The sequence below is a fragment of the Microbacterium resistens genome (assembly GCF_021172025.1).
GTDB classification, from domain to species: Bacteria; Actinomycetota; Actinomycetes; order Actinomycetales; family Microbacteriaceae; genus Microbacterium; species Microbacterium resistens.
The window spans coordinates 3,444,573-3,460,600 of record NZ_CP082781.1 but is presented as its reverse complement, the minus strand read 5'-3'; the positions used below and the strand labels follow the sequence as shown (position 1 = coordinate 3,460,600).

Below are 16,028 nucleotides of genomic sequence, written 5' to 3'. Positions count from 1 at the left end.
GCAGCCGTCCGCCCGCCCGGCCGCTGCTGCTCCCCCCACGTCCCCCGCTTCCGCTGCTCTGAGGAGACCCCATGACCACCGCCGCCCCACCCCGCGCGGGCCGCCGACGCACTCCGCTGCGCGGCACCGGAGGACGCACCGCCGCGATCTTCCTCGCCCCGTTCCTGACCCTTTTCGTCGTCGTCATGATCGCGCCCATCGCCTACGCGATCGGGATCAGCTTCTTCGCCGAGAAGCGCTCCGGGCTCGGGTTCGGCGGCGCCGAGACGGTGTTCGTGGGCCTCGGGAACTACGCCGACGTGATGACGGACGAGGGCTTCCTGTCCGGGATCGGCCGCCTCGGCCTGTACTGCCTGATGTACATCCCGGTCATGCTCGGCGCCGCTCTGCTGCTGGCGCTGCTCCTCGACGCCGTCGTCACCGTCGCCAAGCGCCTCTTCCAGGTGCTGCTCTTCCTCCCCCACGCGGTGCCCGGCGTCATCGCCGCCCTGATCTGGGCGTACCTGTACACGCCCGGCGTGAGCCCGATCGTCGGCGCGCTCGCCTCGGGCGGCATCCAGATCGACTTCCTCTCCGTGCACGTCGTGCTCCCCTCGATCGTCAACATCGGGGTGTGGGAGTGGACCGGGTACAACGTGATCATCCTCTTCACCGCGTTGCAGGCGGTGCCGCGCGACATCCTCGAGGCCGCCCGCGTGGACGGTGCGAGCGAGCTGCGCGCGGCCCTCTCGATCAAGGCCCCGCTGGTGCTCCCCGCCTTCAGCGTCACGCTGCTGTTCACCGTGATCGGCACGCTCCAGATGTTCACCGAGCCGCACATCATCGCGCAGTCCACGACCTCGGTGACCAGCACCTGGGTGCCGAACATGTGGGCTTACGACGCGGCGTTCAACCGGCACAACCTCCCGCAGGCGGCCGCCGCCTCGATCGTCCTCGCGCTGCTCGCCGGGCTCCTGTCCTGGCTCGTCACGCGCGTCAGCTCGAAGGAGGCGCGATGACCCTCACCGCCGCCCCACCGCCCGCCGCCGACCTCCGGCGCCGCACCGCCGCCCCCGCGCCCCGGCGCCGCGGGCCCGCGCACCCCCTCGGGTCCCGGGTCGTCGTCAACGGGCTCCTCCTGATCGGCTCGCTCTACATGGTGCTGCCGATCCTCTGGCTCGTGTTCGCCGCGACCAAGAGCGCGTCCGAGCTGTACGGGACGCCCGGGTTCCACTTCGGATCCGCGCTCGTCCAGAACGTCGCCGACGTCCTCACCGAGGCGGACGGCGTGTTCGTCCGGTGGATGCTCAACAGCCTCCTCTATGCCGGGGTCGGCGCCCTCCTGGGCGGGCTCATCTCCGTCATGGCCGGATACGCGTTCGACAAGTTCCGCTTCCGCGGGCGCGGCGCGCTCCTCGGCGCCGTGCTCGTCGGCGTCCTCATCCCGAACACCGCCACCGTGCTGCCGCTCTACCTCCTCGCCAGCAGCGTCGGGCTCACCAACACCGTGTGGGCGGTGCTCGTCCCCGTGCTCTGCAACCCGTTCGGGGTGTATCTTGCGCGTGTGTTCAGCGCGGCGTACGTTCCCGACGAGGTCTTGGAGGCCGCCCGGGTGGACGGCGCGAGCCCGGTCCGCTCCTTCGTCAGCATCGGCCTGCCCATGCTCACCCCCGGGTTCGTCACCATCGCGCTGTTCCAGTTCGTGGGGATCTGGAACAACTTCATGCTCCCGCTGGTGATGCTCCAGAACCGGGAGCTGTTCCCCGTCAGCGTCGGCATGTCGATCTGGCAGGGCTACACGCTGCCGCAGCCGGAGTTCACGCCGATGGTCATCACCGGATCCTTCCTGTCCGTGATCCCGCTGATCGTGGCGTTCATCCTCCTGCAGCGCTTCTGGCGCGCGGGCCTGGCCGCGGGGAGCGTGAAGTGAGCCGTCCGACGATCCTCTTCGCCGTGCCGGAGGACTTCCACGACCGCGTGTTCGACGACGCCCGCCGCTCGGCCTTCGCCGCCGTCGGGGACGTGCTGGGGCGGGTGGAGGAGTTCGAGTCCCCCGCCGCCCGCGGCCTCCTCGCCCGCGCCGAGGTCCTCGTGACCGGGTGGGGCAGCCCGCTGCTCGACGCCGAGGCGTTGGATGCGGCGCCGAGGCTGTCCGCCGTGCTGCACGCGGCGGGCTCCGTCAAGCACCACCTGACCGACGAGGTGTGGCACCGGGGGATCCTCGTCAGCTCCGCCGCGGCGACGAACGCCTTCCCCGTTGCCCAGTTCACGCTGGCGATGGTGCTGCTGGCCGGCAAGCGCGTCCTGCCGATCGCCCGACGGTACGCGCGGACGCGCTCGGAGCTCGACGCGCAGGCGGAGTTCCCGGGTCTGGGGAACGTGGACAAGCGGGTCGGCATCGTCGGCGCCTCGCGGATCGGGCGCCACGTCATCGCGCTGCTGCGCCCGCACGGGTACGACGTCGTGGTGCACGATCCCTTCCTCGCCGAGGCGGATGCGGAGGCGCTCGGGGTGCGCGCTGTCGGTCTGGACGAGCTCGTCGCCACGAGCGACGTCGTCTCGATCCACGCCCCGTCCCTTCCCGAGACACGGCACATGCTCGACGAGCGCCGGATCGCGATGCTCCGGCCGGGCGCCACGCTGATCAACACGGCCCGGGGCGAGCTCATCGATCAGGACGCGCTCACCCGCCGGGTCCTGCGCGGCGACCTGTACGCGATCCTGGACGTCACGACGCCGTGGGTGCTGGAGCCGGAGCATCCGCTCTACGCTCACGAGAACGTCCTGCTCACGCCGCACATCGCGGGCTCGCTCGGCACCGAGCTGCGGGGCCTCGCCGACAGTGCGCTGGCGGAGCTTCGTCGCCTCGCGGCGGGCGAGCCCCTCGCCCATCCGGTCCGCGTCGAGGAGCTGTCCATCACGGCCTGACATCCCCCGCTCTGACATCCCTCGTTACCCTCGCCGAAACCCCCTCTACCCATCGAAACCCCCTCCCAGAAGCGGATCTGAAGGGGGGTTTGGGCGGGCAGAGGGGGTTTCGCGTGCAGGAAGTCGGGGCAGAGGGAGGCCGAGGCGTGGAGGAAGTCGGGGCAGAGGGAGGCCGAGGCGTGGAGGAAGTCGGGGCAGAGGGAGGCCGGGGTCAGGAGCTCGCGCGGACGACGAGCGTCGGGGGGATGAGGAGCGCGGGGACGGGCTCAGACGGAACCGGCGCGGAGGGATCGGCAGCAGCGAGAGCGGAGGGGTCGGCAGCAAGGAGAGCGGAGGGGGCGGCAGTAGAGAGAGCGGAGGGATCGGCAGCAGAGAGATGGGAAGCAGTGGGATCGGCAGACGCGGGAGTAACCGGCGCGGACCCCTCGATCCGCGCGACGAGCATCCGGACCGCCTCCTCGCCGAGGGCGTCGAAGTCCTGGCGCACCGTGGTCAGCGGCGGGCGGAACTCCGCGGCATCGGCGATGTCGTCGAACCCGACGACCGCGACGTCGTCCGGCACCCGGCGTCCGGACTCCGCGAACCCGCGCAACGCACCGAGCGCCATCTGGTCGTTGGCCGCGAAGACGGCCGTGAGCCCCGCGGCACCGGCAAGACGCTCCGCCGCCTCCCGCCCGGATCGTGCGCTCCAGTCGCCGCGCACGACCCGGGGCGCGGCGACCCCCGCCTCGGCCAGGGCCGCGCGCCATCCGCGCTCCCGCGCCTGGGCCGCGAACGACGCCTCCGGACCGGCGATGTGGTGCACGGTGCGGTGCCCGCGGTCGAGGAGGTGCCGGGTCGCCTCCCTCGCCCCCGCCTCGTGGTCGGTGCCGATCACGCCGAATCGGTCGTCCGGCGGCGAGTCCACCACGACGAGGGCGAGGCGTCCGGGATCCGCATCGCGGGCGAGGAGCGCGGCCTCGTTCAGCACGACCGCTCCGTCCGCCCCCTGCTCGTCGAGCCGGTCGAAGGCGGCGGCGATGTCTCCGTCCGCGCCGAGCGTGACGACCGTGAGGGCGTAGCCGCGACCGGCCGCCGCCTCCGCCACGGCCTGGAGCATGCGGGAGTTGCCGACCGTGGCGAGCGTCTGCGCGACGACGCCCAGGGTCTGGGATCGTCCGGTCCGCAGGGCTCGGGCGGCGCGGTGCGGGCGGTAGCCGAGCTCGGCCATGGCCTGCTCGACCCGCTCCCGCGTCCCCGGATCGACCCGCGGGCTGCCGTTCACGACCCGGGACACCGTCTGACCGGAGACTCCGGCGCGCGCGGCCACCGCCGCCATGGAGACCCGCCGCTGCGCCATGTCCGCTCCTGTCGCCCTCGCCGTCCGAGGCTCTGGAGTGTTGACGTTATCACGCCCTCCCGGCTACCGTGTTGACGTGAACATGGATCCCTCGTCCGGCGACGGCTCCCCGGACGGACCCGCGACGACCGCGGTCGTCGAGCTCGGCGCTGGCGTGGTGCGGCGCGCGGCCCGGCTGGCCGACGGCCGGGAGCTGTTCTATTACGACGACGCCGACACGGCGCTCGGCCCGGAGCGCGCCGTGGACGCGCGCACCCTGGATCCGCGGCCGGAGACGGCCACCATGCGGTACGACGTGCTGACCGGGGACTGGATCTCCGTCGCCGCCGCGCGGCAGAACCGCGCGTTCCTCCCGCCGAAGGAGCAGGACCCGCTCGCCCCGCAGACCCCAGGAAACCCGTCCGAGGTCCCCGCGCGGTACGACGTCGCGGTCTTCGAGAACCGGTCGCCGTCCTTCGGCCCGGCGCTCCCGGGCCCCGAAGCGCCGCCGTTCGATCCCGATCCCTCCGGATTCGGCCACGCGCGCCCCTCCTACGGCCGGTGCGAGGTCGTGTGCTTCTCGCCCGAGCACGAGGGGTCGTTCGGCACCCTCACGCCCAGCCGCGCCCGCACCGTGATCGAGGCCTGGGCGGATCGCACGAGGGCGCTGTCCGCGCTCTCCGGCGTGGCCCAGGTCTTCCCGTTCGAGAACCGCGGGAAGGAGATCGGCGTCACCCTCCCGCATCCGCACGGCCAGATCTACGCCTATCCCACGGTCACGCCGCGCACCCGGCGGCTTCTGGATCGGATCTCCGCGCACGGCCCCGACCTGTTCGCCGACCTCCTGGCGTCCGAGCGCGAGGGAGGACGGATCGTGATCGCGGGCACGCACTGGACCGCGTTCGTGCCGTTCGCCGCCCGATGGCCCGTCGAGGTCCACCTCCTCCCGCACCGTCACGTGCACGACCTCGCCGGTCTGTCGGAGGCCGAGAAGGACGAGCTCGCCCCGCTCTACCTGCGCCTCCTCCGCGGTGTCGACGCCCTGTACGGGTATCCGGGCGGCCCGGCGTCCGGCCCCGCGGGGAGCGCCGAGGCTCCCGCGCCCCGTCCGACCCCGTACATCGCCGCGTGGCACCAGGCGCCGGTCGCCGGTGCCCCGGGCGCGCACGGCCGCGACGCGATCCGGCTCCGCCTGGAGCTGACCTCGCCGCGCCGCGCCGTCGACCGCCTCAAGTACCTCGCCGGCTCCGAGGCGGCGATGGGCGCCTGGATCGCCGACATCCCGCCCGAGACGGCCGCCGCGACCCTGCGCGACGCCATCGCCCGGGACGGGGACGACCCCGTGGAGGACACCGCATGACCGCGTCGGATCCCGCCCCCTCCTCGGCGTTCGACGACGCCCGTGCGCTGTTCCGTGCTGTCACCGGCGGCGACCCCTCCGGCGTCTGGTCCGCGCCCGGGCGGGTGAACCTCATCGGCGAGCACACCGACTACAACGAGGGGTTCGTCCTGCCCTTCGCGATCCCGCAGCGCACGTACGCCGCGGCCCGCCGGCGCGACGACGGCAGGATCCGCGTCGCCTCGACGCTCGCCGACGAGCCCGTCGAGGTGGCCGTGGCCGACCTGGATCGCCTCTTCCCCACCCCGGCCGGCCGCTCCCCCTCCGTCCCGGAGTGGGCGGCGTACCCGCTCGGCGTCGCGTGGGCGATCCGGGAGGCCGTCGGCGGCGCCACGACGCCGGGCCTCGACCTCGTGTTCGCGTCCGACGTGCCGCTCGGGGCGGGACTGTCCTCCTCCGCCGCGATCGAGGGTGCGGCCGGATCGGCCGTCGACGCGCTGTGGGAGAGCGGACTGGATCCCGTCGCCCTCGCTCGCGCAGGCCGCCAGGCCGAGAACGAGGCGGTCGGCGCCCCGACGGGGATCATGGACCAGATGGCCTCCATGCTCGGCGTCGCCGACGCGGCCACGTTCCTCGACTGCCGCACGCTGGAGACGCGTTCGGTCCCGCTCGGATTCACCGCAGAGGGCCTGGCGGTGCTCGTGATCGACACCCGGGTGAAGCACGCACACTCCACGGGCGGATACCGCGAGCGCCGGGCCTCCTGCGAGCGCGGCGCCGGGATCCTCGGCGTCCGCGCCCTGCGCGACGTCTCCGTCACGGACCTGGACCGCGCCGCCGCCGCGATGGACGACGTGACCTTCCGGCGGGTCCGCCACATCGTCACGGAGAACCAGCGCGTGCTCGACACCGTCGCCCTCCTCGACCGCACGACGCCCGGAGGCGGCCCGCGCGCGATCGGGGAGCTGCTCCTGGCGTCGCACGCCTCTATGCGCGACGACTTCGACATCTCCGTGCCGGAGCTGGACACCGCCGTGGAGACCGCCCGGGAGGCCGGCGCCGTCGGAGCGCGGATGACCGGCGGCGGCTTCGGCGGCGCGGCGATCGCCGTCGTGGACGCGGAGCGGGTCGACGACGTCTCGTCCGCGATCCGTCGGGCCTTCCGCGACGCCGGCTTCTCCGCGCCGCACCTGTTCCCGGTGGCGCCGGCGGCGGGTCCTCGCCGCGACGCCTGAACCGGCCGCGCGTCACGGGCGGTCAGGCGGGTGGGGGAGAATGGCCACGCGCGATCCGCGCGACGGAAGGAGATCCATGTCCTGGCTTGTCACCGGCGGTGCCGGCTACATCGGAGCGCACGTCGTGCGCGCCCTGGCGGGGGCGGGCATGACGCCCGTGGTCCTCGACGACCTCTCCAGCGGCCAGGCGTCGTTCGTCCCCGGGGACGTGGCGTTCGTCGAGGGCAGCATCCTCGACCGCGACCTCGTCGAGCGCACGCTCCGGGAGCACGGAGTCACCGGGGTCATCCACGTCGCCGGGTTCAAGTACGCGGGCGTCTCCGTCCAGCGTCCGCTCCACACGTACAGCCAGAACGTCGAGGGCACGCGCGTGATCCTGGAGGCCATGGAGGCCGCGGGCGTGACCAACATGGTGTTCTCTTCCAGCGCCGCCGTGTTCGGGACGCCCGACGTCCCGCTCGTGGTCGAGGAGACCGAGAAGCGTCCGGCGAGCCCGTACGGCGAGTCCAAGCTCATCGGCGAGTGGCTGCTGCGCGACCAGGCCGTGGCCACCGCGGGCACGGACCGTCCCCTGCGGCACACGTCGCTGCGGTACTTCAACGTCGTGGGGTCCGCGGATCCGACCGTCTACGACGTCAGCCCGCACAACCTCTTCCCGATCGTGTTCGAGGCGCTGCTCGCCGGCAACACGCCGCGGATCAACGGGGACGACTACGACACCCCCGACGGCACCAACGTGCGCGACTACGTGCACGTCGGCGACATCGCGCTCGCGCACGTCGCCGCCGCGCAGCGTCTCGAGGCCGGGGAACCGATCGAGGCCGCCTACAACCTCGGCTCCGGCGACGGGCTGTCCGTGCGCCAGATCATGGAGGCGATGGCCCGGGTGACCGGGATCGACTTCGTCCCCGAGATCGCCCCGCGCCGCCCGGGCGACCCGGATCGGATCGTCGCGACGGGCGAGCTCGCCGCGCGGGACCTGGACTGGCGGATGCGGCACTCGGTCGACGAGATGGTCCGTTCCGGCTGGGAGGCGCGGCGCAGCGCCGGCTGACCCCTCCTGCTCCCTGCCCCCCCGGTCCACGGTCACCGGTCCCGATCTGCACACCCGGTCCCGATCTGCACACGGATCGGCGACATCCGTGTGCAGATCGGGACGGAGTGTGCAGATCGGGACGCGGTGAGGGGCGCGGATCGGGACGGAGTGTGCAGATCGGGACGGAGTGTGCGGATCGGGACGCGGTGAGGGGCGCGGATCGGGACGTGGTGAGGCCGCGGGTCGCACGGTCTCGTAGCATGGCGGGATGCTGATCCGTCCCGCCCTGGCCTCCGACGCCCCCCGGCATCGCCGCCGTGCACGTGCGCTCCTGGCAGACCGCGTACCGGGGCCTGATGCCGCAGGAGGTGCTGGACGGGCTCTCCATCCCGCAACGCGAGGAGGGCTGGCGGCGGATCCTGTCCGCCGCGACGGACGAGACTCCGGCGCCCGCGTCGGAGTCTCCCGAGCCGCGCGCGCGCACGATCGTCGCGGACGACGACGGACGGATCGCGGGATGGGCCTCCTATGGGGATCCGCGCGAGGAGGCGCCTTCGGGGACGGGCGAGCTCTGGGGCATCTACGCCGATCCCGATCACTGGTCCCGCGGCGTCGGCCACGCGCTGATCAGCGCGGTCGAGGAGGCGTTCCGCGCCGACGGCCGCCGGCGCGCGTACCTCTGGGTGCTCGCCGGCAACGACCGCGCGGCGAGCTTCTACGAACGGCACGGCTGGATCGAGGACGGCGGCACGAAGGTCGACGAGCGCCCGGGACTGGTCCTGCACGAGCGCCGCCGGGTGATCGCGCTCGCCTGATCCCGGACCCCCGAGGCCCGAGGGCGCGGCTCAGTCGAGGGCGCTCATCACGTGCTTGATGCGGGTGTAGTCGTCGAAGCCGTACTGCGAGAGGTCCTTCCCGTACCCCGAGTGCTTGAAGCCCCCGTGCGGCATGTCGGAGACGAACGGGATGTGGGTGTTGATCCACACGCAGCCGAAGTCCAGATCGCGTGAGAAGCGCAGCGACCGCGCGTGATCGCGCGTCCACACCGAGGCGGCCAGCGCGAACGGCACCCCGTTCGCGAGGGCCAGGGCCTCCTCCTCGGTCTCGAACGGCTGGACGGTGAGCACCGGCCCGAAGATCTCGCTCTGCACGGCCTCGTCGTCCTGGCGCAGCCCGGAGACGATCGTCGGCGCGAAGAAGTACCCCCGCTCCCCCTGGCGGTGCCCGCCGGTCTCGATGCGCGCGTGGGCGGGGAGCCGGTCCACCACTCCCTGCACCTGCGCGAGCTGCGCGGCGCTGTTGAGCGGCCCGAAGAACACGCCCTCCTCGCGCGGCCCGCCGGTCCGGGCGTGGGATGCCGTGCGAGCGACGAGCGCCCGCACGAACTCGTCATGGATCGATGCGTGCACGAGCACACGGGTCGCCGCGGTGCAGTCCTGCCCGGCGTTGAAGAACGCCGCGGACACGATCCCCGCCGCCGCCTTGTCCAGCGCCGCGTCCGGGAACACGATCGCCGGCGCCTTGCCGCCGAGCTCCAGGTGCACGCGCTTGAGGTCCGCGGCGGCGGACTCCGCCACCGCCATCCCCGCCCGCACGGATCCGGTGATCGCCACCATCTGCGGCGTGGGGTGGGCGATGAGCGCGGCGCCGGTCGCCCGGTCGCCGAGCACGACGTTCAGCGTCCCGGCCGGCGTGTGCTCCGCGACGATCTCCGCCAGCAGCAGCGTCGACAGCGGCGTGGTCTCGGCGGGCTTCAGCACGACCGTGTTGCCCGCCGCGAGCGCCGGCGCGATCTTCCACACGGCCATGTTGAGGGGGTAGTTCCAGGGCGTGACCTGCCCGATCACGCCGACGGGCTCACGGCGCACGTAGGACGTGTGCCCGGCGAGGTACTCCCCCGCGGCGCGCCCCTCCAGGCTCCGCGCGGCCCCGGCGAAGAACCGGAGCTGATCGACGGACTGGTCGATCTCGTCCGCCACCAGCGTCGCGCGGGGCTTGCCGGTGTCCTGCGACTCGAGGTCGGCGAACTCCTCGACACGCGCCGCCATGGCGTCCGCGATCCGGAACAGGGCGAGCTGCCGGTCGGCGGGCGTCGTGTCGCGCCAGATCGAGAAGGCGTCCGCGGCCGCGGCGTACGCGGCGTCGACATCGGCCTGGTCGGAGACCGGCGCCTGCCCGTAGGCCTCCTCGGTGGCCGGGTCGATGAGCTCCATCCGGCCCGTCCCGTGGGCGGGGACGGAGCGGCCGGCGATGACGTTCTGCAGCAGGCGGGTCGACATGGGCCCAGCCTAGGAGATCCACACGCACCCCGCAGCCCATTGATTCAACGGAATCCAGCTGTTTTCGCCAAGGAAACAACGGATTCAGTTGCAATCCGACGCAGCCAGTGTCAGGATCGGGGCATGGACGACAAGCCACGGACTCCGGTGCTGGACGACATCTCGAAGCGGATCATCGAACTGCTCCAGGAGGACGGCCGTCGTCCCTACGCGGAGATCGGCCGGGCGGTCGGTCTCAGCGAGGCCGCCGCCCGCCAGCGCGTGCAACGGCTCGTCGAGGCCGGTGTCATGCAGATCGTAGCGGTCACGGATCCCCGCCAACTCGGGTTCTCCAGCATGGCCATGCTGGGCGTGCGGGTGAGCGGCGACCCGCGCGTGGTCGCCGAGGCGATCGCGGCGATCCCCGAGATCGCCTACGTCGTGGTGACGCTGGGATCCTTCGACATCCTGGCCGAGGCGATCTGCGAGAGCGACGAGGACCTGCTGGACCTCATCGCCACGCGGGTGCGCGCGATCGAGGGGGTCTCCTCCACGGAGTCCTTCCTCTACGCCGGGCTGCACAAGGACCTCTACAACTGGGGCACCCGCTGAGGCGGGCCGCGGGGAGCACCATGGGAACCACCGTCTTCGAGCGCCGTCGTCCGGCGGACGCCGTGGTCGACGCGTCTCTCCAGGACACCGCCTTCGGGGTCTTCTGGCTCGACGACGTCGACCGCACCGAGCATCCTCCGCTGCGCGGCGCCGTGCGGGCGGACCTCGCGATCGTCGGCGGAGGGTACACGGGGCTGTGGACCGCGATCCGCGCGAAGGAACGGAACCCGGAGCGCCGCGTCGTCCTCCTGGAGGCCTCGCGCGTCGCCTGGGCCGCCTCGGGACGCAACGGCGGCTTCTGCGAGTCCAGCCTGACCCACGGCCACGAGAACGGCTTCAGCCGCTGGCCCGAGGAGATCGACCGCCTGGAGGAGCTGGGCCGGGAGAACCTCGACGGGATCGCCGCGACCGTGGAGCGCTACGGCATCCGCGCTGACTTCGAGCGGACCGGCCAGCTCGTCGTCGCCGTCGAGCCGCACCAGGTCGATTGGTTGCGGGAGGAGGACGGCTTCCTCGACGAGGACGCCGTCCGCGCCGAGGTGCACTCGGACACGTACCTCGCCGGGGCGTGGGATCGGGACGGCTGCGCCCTCGTGCACCCGGCGAAACTGGGCCTGGAGCTCGCCCGCGTCGCGACGCAGCTCGGGGTCGAGATCCACGAGCGCACGCTGGTCCGCGGGGTCGAGGGGGACGGATCCGGTCCGCTGACGCTCGTCACCGAGCACGGGAGCGTGCAGGCGGATGCCGTGGCGCTCGGGACCAACGTGTTCCCCTCGCTGCTCCGACGCAACCGGCTGATGACCGTGCCGGTCTACGACTACGTCCTGATGACCGAACCCCTGTCGAACGCGCAGCTCGCCTCGATCGGCTGGGAGAACCGCCAGGGCCTCGCCGACAGCGCCAACCAGTTCCACTACTACCGGCTCACGGCGGACAACCGGATCCTGTTCGGCGGCTACGACGCGATCTACCACTTCGGCGGCAAGGTGCGCCCGGAGTACGAGGACCGGATGGAGAGCCACCGCCGCCTCGCCGCGCACTTCTTCACGACGTTCCCGCAGCTCGAGGGCCTGCGGTTCACGCATCGCTGGGCCGGGGCCATCGACTCGTGCAGCCGGTTCTGCGCGTTCTTCGGCACCGCCCGCCGTGATCGGGTGGCGTACGCGACCGGATTCACCGGGCTGGGCGTCGGAGCGGCGCGGTTCGCGGCCGATGTGATGCTGGACCTGCTCTCGGGCGAGGTGACCGAGCGGACGGAGCTGCGGATGGTGCGGGAGAAGCCGATCCCGTTCCCGCCGGAGCCCGCCGCCGCGATCGGGATCAACCTCGTCCGCGCCGCGATGGACCGCGCGGATCATCGTGAGGGACGACGGGGGCCGCTGTTGAAGACGCTGGACGCACTGGGAATGGGGTTCGACTCATGACGGAACTGACACCGGGCACGGCCGCGGACGCGACGACGCTGCCGCTCGAGCACGCCGCGCTTCCCGCCGACGAGGTGATCGACGGTGCGCCCACCGCCGCCGCCTCCGTGCTCTCGACGCTCGGCGGCGTGCGGATCGGCGTGTGGGAGATGACGCCCGGCACCGCGACAGACGTCGAGGCCGACGAGGTCTTCGTCGTGCTCTCGGGCCGCGCGCGGATCGCGTTCGAGGACCCGGAGCTGCCCGACCTCGAGGTGGGCCCGGGCTCCGTGGTCCGCCTGGGCGAGGGCCAGCGGACGGTGTGGACCGTGACCCAGACCCTCCGCAAGATCTACATCACCTGATCCGCGCCTCGCCGCGCCGCTCCGCGCGCGCGCTCGAATCCCGCCCCGGCGGAGATCCCACGCCCCCGCGGACGCACCGCGCCCCACCCACCGCCCGAGCACGCGAAGACCGCCCGAGCGGGAGAGATCCGCGTGAGCGGGTGACATCCGCGTGAGCGCGCGAACACCGCCGCGGGAGGCGGGGCGCGGCGCGGAGAGGATGGAGACGAGGAAGGGCGTCAGCCGCCGTGGGCGAGGAGGGCGAGGTGGAGGGCGGCGAGGGTCTCGCCGTCGTCGAGATCCGCGCCGAGGAGGTCGCCGATCAGTGCGAGGCGCTGGTAGAACACCGACCGGGACAGATGCGACGCCGCGGCCGCCGCCGTCCGGTTCGCGGGATGGGCGACCACGGCGGCGAGGACACGGAGCAGATCCCCGCCGCTCGCCTCGTCATGTCGGATCAGCGGGCCGAGCATCCGTGCGCTGTGCGCGCGCAGCCGGTCGTCGCCGCCGAGCTCGGCGGCGAGGCGTGCGAGCGGACGGTCCCCGGCGCGCAGCACCTCTCCCGGGGCCGCACGCCGCGCCAGCCTCCGCACGAGCGACAGCGCCGTGCGCAGCTCGTCGACGGACGACGCAGGCTCGCTCACCGCGACGGACCCGAGTCCCGCCAGCATCCGATCCGACAGGCCCTGACCCTGCGGGGCGGAGACGAGGAGGACACGTTCGGATCCGACCTGGCCGCTCAGGGTCGGCGCCGACGGACCGAACCGGGTCGCGAGGGCGCCGGGCGTCCACGCCTCCCCGCTGGGTCCACTGCCGCGCGCGCCCGCGCCTGCGACGGATCCGGCGCTCGCCGCCGCTCCCGCATCGGACGCGGCGCCCGTCACTGAGCCCGCCCCCGCCCCTTGGACCACCGCGAACAGAGACCGCCCCGCCACAGGGAAGCCGGACGCCGCGAGCCGGGTCTCGATGTCGGCGGTGACGACGAACCGCTCCGCCAGCAGGGCGCCCAGCAGCAGGTCGCCGCGCAGCCGCGCCCAGGCGTCGGACGGATCGGAGAGCCGGGACAGGGCGAGGGTCGTCGCCGCCTGTTCCAGCACCGTCGCCCGGCCGGCCGGATGCGGAGGGCCGGGAAGGGCGACGAGCTCGCCCCAGTGCGTCCCCCGCGCGGCGACGGGCACGCGCGTCCACGCCGCGTCCCGACGCCGCGACCGCTCGGTCCACCCGGCGAGCGCCTCGGCATCGGGAAGGTCGAACGCGTCGGCGACGACGACCTCGTGCGCGAGATCCTCCAGCACCACCGGCGCCCGCAGCGCCCTCGCGGTCTCGCGGACCACGACCTCCACAGCGGCCCCGCGAAGGCTCAGCCCGGTGAAGAGGTCGTGCAGGCGCTGCCGCTCCTCCAGCGCCTCGACCTGCCCGGCGATGATCCGGCGGTGCACGTCCTCGGTCACGGCGACGAACTTGACCTCGCGCTCCAGGGCCACCAGCGCGAGGTCCCGCTCGCGACAGGCTGCGACGAGCGCGGGCGGGGCGACGGCGAATCGCGTGCCGAGCTCGAGCACGATCCCCGCGAGATCCGCGTCGGCCAGCGCGTGGACGAGCCCGGCGAGAGCCGCGTCCGTCCCGGCCCAGCCGGCGCCCGTGGTCAGCAGCAGCTCCCCGCCGTCCAGCAGGGCCGCGACGCGGTCGCTGTCGGAGACGTGCACCCAGCGGACCGGGACGTCGAGGTCACCCGCGAGCACCTCCGGGTGCGCGTCCCGGAGGGAGGGGACCGTCAGCGCCTCCGCGACGGTCAGCACGGACCGGACACCGGATGACGGACGGAACGATGACGGACGCGACACGGTGCGGCGGGAGCGTCCACGGCACGCGGCAGGACGGGACCGACCTCCGGACGTTCTGTCCGAATGTCGTCGAAGTCAAGACGATCTGCGGGCACTCCCCCATCCTGGTCCCTGTCAGCATGGGCACGCAAGCGTACGGACGCAGCCGGGCAGATCGTCCGGCGGTGCCCCAGAGACCCTTCTTCGAGGAGAACCCGTGACCCTGATCCGCCACTTCATCGACGGCGCTCTGACCGGCCCCGAGACGCCGGCCGGCGAGACGGCACGCACCGGCCCGGTCTACAACCCGGCGACCGGCGAAGCGCATCGGGAGGTCGCGTTCGCGTCCGCCGCAGAGGTCGATCAGGCGATCGCCGCGGCCGCCGCCGCGCTCCCGGGCTGGCGCGCCACCAGCCTCATCAAGCGCGCCGATGTCTTCTTCCGGCTCCGGCAGATCCTGGCGGACCGCACGCCGGAGCTCGCGGCGATCGTCACGAGCGAGCACGGCAAGGTGCTCTCGGACGCCGCCGGCGAGGTCTCCCGCGGGATCGAGAACGTCGAGTTCGCGGCCGGGCTCGTGCACCTGCTCAAGGGCGAGCGCGCCGAGCAGGTCGCGCGCGGGGTGGACGTGCACTCCGTCAAGCAGCCGGTCGGCGTCGTCGCGGCGATCACGCCGTTCAACTTCCCGGTGATGGTGCCGCTGTGGATGGTCGCCTCGGCCATCGCCTGCGGGAACACCGTGGTGCTCAAGCCGAGCGAGAAGGACCCCTCCGCCGCGATCTGGCTGGCCCAGGCCTTCCAGGAGGCCGGGCTTCCCGACGGCGTCCTGAACGTCGTGAACGGCGACAAGGTCGCCGTCGACGCCCTCCTCGACTCCCCCGTCGTCAAGGCGGTCAGCTTCGTGGGCTCGACCCCGATCGCCCGATCGATCTACGAGCGCGCCTCCGCCAACGGCAAGCGTGTCCAGGCGCTCGGCGGGGCGAAGAACCACATGGTCGTCATGCCGGACGCGGACATCGACGCCGCCGCTGCCGCCGCCGTCTCGGCCGCCTACGGCTCCGCCGGCGAGCGCTGCATGGCCGTCTCGGTCCTGGTCGCGGTCGGCGACGTGGCCGAGCCGCTCATCGCCGCGATCACCGACAAGGTGCGCGATCTGCGCATCGGCGACGGCACGGATCCGGCGAGCGAGATGGGTCCGCTCATCACCCGCGAGCACCGCGACCGCGTGGAGTCCTACGTGACCGGCGCCGAGGCCGAAGGCGCGACGGTGCTCATCGACGGCACGGCGCAGGCGGACGGCCGGCGCATCGCCGCGGGGAGGCCCCTCCCGGAGAACGGCTTCTTCACCGGCATCAGCCTGATCGACAACGTCACGCCCGGGATGAAGCTGTACGAGGACGAGATCTTCGGCCCGGTGCTCTCGATCGTCCGCGTGGAGAGCTATGCCGAGGCGGTGGAGCTCATCAACGACCACCCGTTCGGCAACGGCACCGCGATCTTCACGCGTGACGGCGGCACCGCCCGCCAGTTCGAGTTCGACATCGAGGTCGGCATGGTCGGCATCAACGTGCCGATCCCGGTCCCGATCGGCGCGTTCTCGTTCGGCGGCTGGAAGAGCTCCCTCTTCGGCGACTCGCACATCTACGGCCCCGAGTCGATCCACTTCTACACCCGCTCGAAGGTCGTCACGACGCGCTGGCCCGACCACACCCCCGCGCAGGTCGACCTCGGCTTCCCGAGCAACCACTGAGGA

Annotated in this window: 14 protein-coding genes; 11 read left to right on the top strand and 3 right to left on the bottom strand. The window is 72.9% G+C overall.

The window, feature by feature from the left end:
• Positions 1-71: 71 nt before the first annotated feature.
• The 3 genes from K8F61_RS16320 to K8F61_RS16310 are packed head-to-tail and all read left to right on the top strand — an operon-like array spanning position 72 to position 2,907.
• Complete coding sequence (locus tag K8F61_RS16320; RefSeq protein WP_231819876.1) at positions 72-998, top strand: carbohydrate ABC transporter permease; 927 nt, start codon at positions 72-74, stop codon at positions 996-998.
• On the top strand, positions 995-1,909 hold the full coding sequence (locus K8F61_RS16315; protein ID WP_231819875.1) for a carbohydrate ABC transporter permease: 915 nt from the start codon (positions 995-997) through the stop codon (positions 1,907-1,909). The genes K8F61_RS16320 and K8F61_RS16315 overlap by 4 nt, the downstream gene beginning before the upstream one ends.
• Complete coding sequence (locus K8F61_RS16310) at positions 1,906-2,907, top strand: hydroxyacid dehydrogenase (protein ID WP_231819874.1); 1,002 nt, start codon at positions 1,906-1,908, stop codon at positions 2,905-2,907. The genes K8F61_RS16315 and K8F61_RS16310 overlap by 4 nt, the downstream gene beginning before the upstream one ends.
• 211 nt (positions 2,908-3,118) lie before the next feature.
• Here the strand turns inward: K8F61_RS16310 and K8F61_RS16305 are convergent, their stop codons facing one another.
• Positions 3,119-4,246 (bottom strand): LacI family DNA-binding transcriptional regulator, encoded by a 1,128-nt coding sequence (locus K8F61_RS16305; protein WP_231819873.1) that lies wholly within the window; start codon positions 4,244-4,246, stop codon positions 3,119-3,121.
• Between the two features lie 82 nt (positions 4,247-4,328).
• Between K8F61_RS16305 and K8F61_RS16300 the strand changes: the two genes are divergently transcribed.
• The 4 genes from K8F61_RS16300 (at position 4,329) to K8F61_RS16285 (ending at position 8,650) form a co-directional block, all read left to right on the top strand.
• Positions 4,329-5,585, top strand: a complete 1,257-nt coding sequence (locus K8F61_RS16300) for a galactose-1-phosphate uridylyltransferase (RefSeq protein ID WP_231821571.1) — start codon at positions 4,329-4,331, stop codon at positions 5,583-5,585.
• Entirely contained in the window at positions 5,582-6,799 is a 1,218-nt protein-coding gene (gene galK / locus K8F61_RS16295) for a galactokinase (protein ID WP_231819872.1), read from the top strand. The genes K8F61_RS16300 and galK overlap by 4 nt, the downstream gene beginning before the upstream one ends.
• A 76-nt stretch (positions 6,800-6,875) precedes the next feature.
• Entirely contained in the window at positions 6,876-7,853 is a 978-nt protein-coding gene (galE, locus tag K8F61_RS16290; protein ID WP_219086923.1) for a UDP-glucose 4-epimerase GalE, read from the top strand.
• 299 nt (positions 7,854-8,152) lie between these two features.
• A complete protein-coding gene (locus K8F61_RS16285) occupies positions 8,153-8,650 on the top strand; it encodes a GNAT family N-acetyltransferase (protein WP_231819871.1) in 498 nt (165 codons plus the stop codon).
• 30 nt (positions 8,651-8,680) lie between these two features.
• Here K8F61_RS16285 and K8F61_RS16280 read toward each other — a convergent pair whose 3' ends face one another.
• Entirely contained in the window at positions 8,681-10,114 is a 1,434-nt protein-coding gene (locus K8F61_RS16280; protein ID WP_231819870.1) for a gamma-aminobutyraldehyde dehydrogenase, read from the bottom strand.
• 123 nt (positions 10,115-10,237) lie between these two features.
• Here K8F61_RS16280 and K8F61_RS16275 point away from each other — a divergent pair, with 123 nt between their 5' ends.
• The 3 genes from K8F61_RS16275 to K8F61_RS16265 are packed head-to-tail and all read left to right on the top strand — an operon-like array spanning position 10,238 to position 12,473.
• Entirely contained in the window at positions 10,238-10,705 is a 468-nt protein-coding gene (locus K8F61_RS16275; protein WP_067247957.1) for an Lrp/AsnC family transcriptional regulator, read from the top strand.
• Between the two features lie 20 nt (positions 10,706-10,725).
• The gene (locus tag K8F61_RS16270) at positions 10,726-12,129 is read left to right on the top strand and encodes an NAD(P)/FAD-dependent oxidoreductase (RefSeq protein ID WP_231819869.1); all 1,404 of its coding nucleotides are present in this window, start codon (positions 10,726-10,728) and stop codon (positions 12,127-12,129) included.
• Positions 12,126-12,473, top strand: coding sequence for a cupin domain-containing protein (locus K8F61_RS16265; protein ID WP_231819868.1), 348 nt, complete (start codon positions 12,126-12,128; stop codon positions 12,471-12,473). Before K8F61_RS16270 ends, K8F61_RS16265 begins: the two co-directional genes overlap by 4 nt.
• Positions 12,474-12,691: 218 nt before the next feature.
• Here K8F61_RS16265 and K8F61_RS16260 read toward each other — a convergent pair whose 3' ends face one another.
• The gene (locus K8F61_RS16260) at positions 12,692-14,251 is read right to left on the bottom strand and encodes a PucR family transcriptional regulator (protein WP_231819867.1); all 1,560 of its coding nucleotides are present in this window, start codon (positions 14,249-14,251) and stop codon (positions 12,692-12,694) included.
• A gap of 241 nt (positions 14,252-14,492) precedes the next feature.
• Between K8F61_RS16260 and K8F61_RS16255 the strand changes: the two genes are divergently transcribed.
• Positions 14,493-16,025 (top strand): CoA-acylating methylmalonate-semialdehyde dehydrogenase, encoded by a 1,533-nt coding sequence (locus K8F61_RS16255; protein ID WP_418888052.1) that lies wholly within the window; start codon positions 14,493-14,495, stop codon positions 16,023-16,025.
• Positions 16,026-16,028 lie beyond the last annotated feature (3 nt).

Bases quoted from the DNA above. Each gene is read 5' to 3' on its own strand.
- K8F61_RS16280 (WP_231819870.1), bottom strand. From the start codon at position 10,114: ATGTCGACCCGCCTGCTGCAGAACGTCATCGCCGGCCGCTCCGTCCCC.
- galE (WP_219086923.1), top strand. From the start codon at position 6,876: ATGTCCTGGCTTGTCACCGGCGGTGCCGGCTACATCGGAGCGCACGTC.
- K8F61_RS16270 (WP_231819869.1), top strand. From the start codon at position 10,726: ATGGGAACCACCGTCTTCGAGCGCCGTCGTCCGGCGGACGCCGTGGTC.
- K8F61_RS16320 (WP_231819876.1), top strand. From the start codon at position 72: ATGACCACCGCCGCCCCACCCCGCGCGGGCCGCCGACGCACTCCGCTG.
- K8F61_RS16265 (WP_231819868.1), top strand. From the start codon at position 12,126: ATGACGGAACTGACACCGGGCACGGCCGCGGACGCGACGACGCTGCCG.
- K8F61_RS16275 (WP_067247957.1), top strand. From the start codon at position 10,238: ATGGACGACAAGCCACGGACTCCGGTGCTGGACGACATCTCGAAGCGG.
- K8F61_RS16305 (WP_231819873.1), bottom strand. From the start codon at position 4,246: ATGGCGCAGCGGCGGGTCTCCATGGCGGCGGTGGCCGCGCGCGCCGGA.
- K8F61_RS16300 (WP_231821571.1), top strand. From the start codon at position 4,329: ATGGATCCCTCGTCCGGCGACGGCTCCCCGGACGGACCCGCGACGACC.
- galK (WP_231819872.1), top strand. From the start codon at position 5,582: ATGACCGCGTCGGATCCCGCCCCCTCCTCGGCGTTCGACGACGCCCGT.
- K8F61_RS16315 (WP_231819875.1), top strand. From the start codon at position 995: ATGACCCTCACCGCCGCCCCACCGCCCGCCGCCGACCTCCGGCGCCGC.